At 59.6% G+C, this 5,163-nt stretch carries 1 protein-coding gene; it reads left to right on the forward strand.

Annotated elements, in window-relative coordinates; translation table 11 throughout:
- The first annotated feature begins 170 nt into the window (after nt 1-170).
- Nucleotides 171-4,862 carry a hypothetical protein gene (locus tag FA740_RS19070; protein WP_136858376.1) on the forward strand — a complete coding sequence of 1,564 codons (4,692 nt, stop codon included), beginning with the start codon at nt 171-173 and terminating at the stop codon, nt 4,860-4,862.
- Nucleotides 4,863-5,163 lie beyond the last annotated feature (301 nt).

Below are 5,163 nucleotides of genomic sequence, written 5' to 3' on the forward strand. Positions count from 1 at the left end.
GAGGCTGTGTAGCTAGACCAGTTCGTCGTGCGATAGCGGGCGGGTGATGGCTTGCTCATGCGGACCGTCTAACCGCATAGATTCACAAATGTGAATCCTCGAAGGTCAGAGTTCTGCAACAACGCCTCCTACAAGTAAGACAGCTCACGTCGAATTACGCCGCTAGGGCGTTGCCTGCGCTGCTGACAACGCTGCGCGATGCAGATCAGCTCATCTGCCTCGCCTATGACCTTCGCGTTCCGGCTGGCGCCTCGCAAGTTAGCTCTAGGGATATCCGCCTGGCTCGGATCACGGCTGCAATAGCGCTCGCGAGCGAACTCGGCAGGCGAGACGATCTGCTGAAGCTGCTGCTGGAGGCTTCACTCGTAGCCGCAGGCCATGAGCGGTCCGATCGATTTCTCTATGAGCACCCCGACCTCGTGGCCATTTCTGCTGATCCCGAGGCGCTCAGGCGTCTCACCGTCACCACTGTCGGGTGGCCGGGTGGAAAACACTCAGCGCTGGCACTGGCGAACGCTTTCGCGGGTGATGGCGATGAGGCTCGGCGGCACGCACGAAGGGCCATCGATTGGTACAACTGGGCAGCTCAGAAGAGGCGAAGCACTTGGCCCAATATAGCGAACGTGTCGCGGAGCTGGGACGATGTCGGTTTCGCCTACGTTGAAATGCTCGCCGGAAATGACGTTCGCATAGCCCAGTTCATTGATCGCAAAGGTGCAGCCGAGGCCTTCGTGAAATTCACCGCGCTCTTCGACCTGCTTGAGCGGCACCTGGCGACAACTCATGCCCCCTTGGAACGTATTATTACGAAATTGCCAGGATGCCGGCTTTCGTCGCGAGCACTGTATGCAGCCGCGCTCCGATTTACCGAACTTGACGATACTCGGGACAAGCGCGTGCTTAACGCGATGGCCGCAGCGCCGGTGCCCACCGAGCAGAGCGCGGCTCTAGCACTGGCGAGCGTGCTCGCCAGTGCTAGAGCCGCCGACCTCGGAATGATTGCGGAGGGCCTCGCGCTGATTGAAGGCGCAGGGCTGAAGATCCCTTCTATCTACGACTATTCGAGCTGTTACCCGACCGAAAGAACGGTCCACGTGAGCTTGGCTGCTGCTGGTGTGAAAGCCGCCCTGCGCGGAAAACCCCCGACCCTAATCGACATTGCGCCGACTGAGCTTATCAATCTCGTTTCCCAAAGTACCCGCAACCGCGGCCCGGCGGCATTTTCGCGCGCCCTTTCGCAGAAGCTGGCGGAACCGAAATATGACAGCGCCCGGGCACGGCGCAAGCTTCGCAGCTCTATCGACGGCAAGGACCGCACAGAATACTCTCGTGTGCTGAGCGGCCGGATCAATCCGCTTCTGCGCTACGCGCAAGACATCGCGAGGATTGTGCGCCCGCCTGCTGGACAGACGCGGGCCTGGATGCTGAATGCGGCCTTCGATCGCTTGGTAAGCGATGTCAAACAGGCCTCAAATTACCCCTATCGCGACGGGAAGGCCTATCTCGCGCAAACAGGCTTTCCGGCACTTTTCTATGTGGCAGATGCGCTGGGAGCGCTAGATCCCTCGCTTGCGAAAAAGATAGCGGAATGGTTGGCAACCGCCCCGGGTTTGTACCCTGCCGAACTGACAGACGTAGTGGCTCGACTGTCGCGGACCAGTGCATGCCACGATGCCGCGCTTATCCTCGCTGGCCACGTCGAGCGCAGAATACAGCTCGATACGGATGTGGGGTCGCGGATCACCGCGTATGGGCGTCTCGCGCGAGCAGTGTGGCGAGTCAGCCCCCACGAGGGAGAAGCGTATTTCAGGCGAGCGGTCGACTTAGCGGAAGCCATCGGATCGGACGATTTCGATCGTACCAATCATCTGCTTGAACTGACGGGTCACTACAAAGGTGCCGAGTTATCAGCAAAGGCTGCTCACACGCTCGCTAGAGTATTGGAACTCAACCAGGGCGAGGACGGACGCTTTCCGTGGATCGAGTATGCACAAACTATGGTGCCGGTCGCTGGCCGGAGCATGCTCGCAGTGCTGGCACGACTAGACGATCGGGATGTCGCTGGGCTGAGCTACTCGCTTGGCCCCACTCTTACGGTTCTCCTGCGCCAATCGAAGTTGTCAGCGGCAACGGCCGCTGCGCTGTTTGGATTGGCTCCGCCCAGGGAGGCTTGGTCTTGGTGCGTCTCAGATTTCGCATCCGAGGCGCTCAGGAACATTCCGCAGGTCCACCACGAATGGTTCTTCAATCTGCTGCTCGTGGAAATCGATCGCTATGACCAACTCGCACCGACCCGCGAAACCATCGAAGGCCTCCACCGTCTCGCTTCAGAGGCCCTTCCGGCTTCGTCCGAGTCGCGAAAGCGAGTCGAAGGGCTGCTTCATCGTCTTCGGCGCGGATCAAATCCCGAAGCTCCGATGCCGGCAGCTCCCAAGACGCCGGCTTCAGATGTACAAAAAGCTTACCAAATCGACTTGACTGACCCGGATTCGATTGATCAGCAGATATTGAATGAGGAGTTAGATCAAACCGGCCGGCGGTGGCCAGTTCGAACATTGCTTGAGCTCGCAACGCTACCCTCCAACCCGGCGGAGCGCCTCGCTTTCATCAAGGCCGTCGTCGAGGCTGGCAACGCGTCCCTTGCGGACAAGGTTAGTGCGCTCGATGACCATATCGAGGAATGGAGCCAGACTTCCGCAGCAATGCGTGATGTCTTGCCTGAGCTGGGCCTGCGTCTAGCGACAAAACATGCTGGGGAGTTGGCAAGCTCCAGCAGCGATGCCTGGGGGGCATGGCGCGGATTGGAGAAATACTTCCGCGCCGACCGGACTGCTCTGGTTGAGCACGTGGTAGCCGGACTTCGCGGTGTTGCTGGTGAGCTAGGAGGGAACGCTTGGCTTGCTTTGGCTGCTCGTCTGGCGGGCAAGGTCAGCGATCAAGCGATTGCGGAAGGATTGGAGCGCTTCCTGGCCAGCAGCGCCGAGAAGCTGCCCACTGAGGTCGGGGACGGCCCCTGGAACGATCACTTTTTGGTGCCTGGGAACGAGGCGGATGTCGTAGCCGGTCTGGTGTGGGCTCGGCTAGGTCATCCAGTGGCAGCAATGCGCTGGCGAGCGGCTCACGCCGTTAGGCGCCTAGCAGAAGTCCAACGCTTCGATATCCTAGAGAAGCTGATTGCCCGGTTCACTTCCGGTTCGGGACTGCCGTTCAGCGATTCAAAGCTCCCGTTCTACACGATGCATGCGCAGCTGTGGCTGCTGATTGCTCTCGCGCGGGTTAGCAAGGACGATCCCGAAGGACTCGCCCCAAATCGGCCGTTCTTCGAACGGGTTGCGCTGTCGTCCGAGTTTCCCCACGTGGTGATGCGCTCATTCGCTATTGATGCATTGCGTGGAATCGCGTCGCGGCTAGCCCCGGCTGAAAGCCAATCGGTGCTCAGCGTGATCTCTGTCGTCAACATATCGCCATTCGAACGCAATCTGAAAGCAAGCTACAACGAGTTTCGCTACATCGAGAGACCGAAATCGTCGCCCTCTCCCGAAGATGCATTCCACCTGGACTACGACTTCAACAAGTATCAGCTTGAGCAACTTTGCCGAGTGTTCGCCCGCCCAGGATGGGAGGTAGAGGACCGGATTAGTGGCTGGGTGCGCCGCTGGGACAGGTCCGTGCGGGGCATGCACGAGTGTCCGCGCGTCGCGAGCTACGAAAATACGTGGTCGTCCGGTTATGTTCCGGATCGTGATCCCTATGGCGGGTATCTTGGCTGGCATGCGCTGATGCTGGTCGCCGGTGAACTTCTCGTTTCGCTGCCAATAGTTGGCGAAGACTGGCGCGGTGACCCTTGGTCGGCTTTCTTGGACGAGTACCGGCTATCACGCCATGACGGCTTGTGGCTCAGTGACCTTACAGATCCATTTCCGCTCGACCTGGCCAGAGGATCCGACATCAATATGCCGGAAAGCGACGATAGGCGAAGCGCCATTCGAGACAATGGACGACTGCTCGCTCCATTGCTGGGTATCAGCAATGGTAAGCTGGTCGCCGATTGGATGCCCGTATCCGGAAGCTGGTCGATCGAGAGAGACACGACCCTCACCATTCGAAGCATCCTCGCTGATGAAAGTGACGCGTGCTCGACGGTCATGACATTGCTTTCCGAAGAGCCTTTCTTTCGTTGGCTGCCGGATGACGAGGACGAGATCAGGCGCCATTTCGGGAGGGAAGGTCATAGCGTTCGGCCTTGGGTTGCCGTAGCGCCCAACACCGAGCGCCAGCTCGACCGGCACGACCCCTACGGTGCCCGCTCCGCACTCGATCGGCCCTTCCCGATGGATTTTACCCGGCAGGTGCTGGGCGTAACACAAAACGACCCGGCCGCCCGAAGGTGGACGGGTGCCGATGAGCCACAATTCTACGCTGAGGCCTGGGGCGCCGAAGGAGGGCGGGGCGAACACGCGTGGAGCGAGACGGGATCGCGCCTCTTTGTGAGAACTGCTTCGTTGACGCCCCTGCTAGCGGCCATTAACCGAAGCCTCGTCGTCTTTGTGAAACTGCAAAAGTATCACCGTGGAAAATCAAGCGGGCGCGCCGGCGATACTAGCCCTTTCACGCATCGCTCGCTTATCGCTGTTTCCAACGGAAAAGGCGAAGTCTGGCTGCCGCAGCGCTTGTCCGGCAAAGCCAAGCGCGCGCTCGAAACGCTCGACGCCGATCGCCGTCGGGATTTCTATCCGCGGTTCCGAGCCATTTCTGGCCTCTCGGATGAGTGGCTAACTCGCCGACAAGAGGTTCCACAGTTCGACGCCGAGAGCGTTCGTATATTGATCGAAGGCCTGCCATCGGACGATGCAGAACTGTAGTGAGCGGAGTACAAGGCAGGTAAGGCTGGGCCATGATCGTCACCCTCGTGATGAGGCGTTGGACTAACCTGCACGACTGTGACCTGACTTAACTTCGTTCTCCGGTCCGGACTGTCGCATCGGCCTGACATTTTAACCAAGACGCTCGGGCTCTTTCGATGTCCGCTTTAAGCTATGCGTATTCCACGGAAGATGGGCATCGATTCCACGGCATCGTGGGCAGCCATTCCACGCCTCGGGCAGTCTGGCCGACTGGTGCATGGGGTCAGGCCCGACCTGACAGGTCAAGCGGTTTCATGGT

Origin of the sequence: Paracoccus hibiscisoli (assembly GCF_005048265.1) — a bacterium.
Taxonomy (GTDB): domain Bacteria; phylum Pseudomonadota; class Alphaproteobacteria; order Rhodobacterales; family Rhodobacteraceae; genus Paracoccus; species Paracoccus hibiscisoli.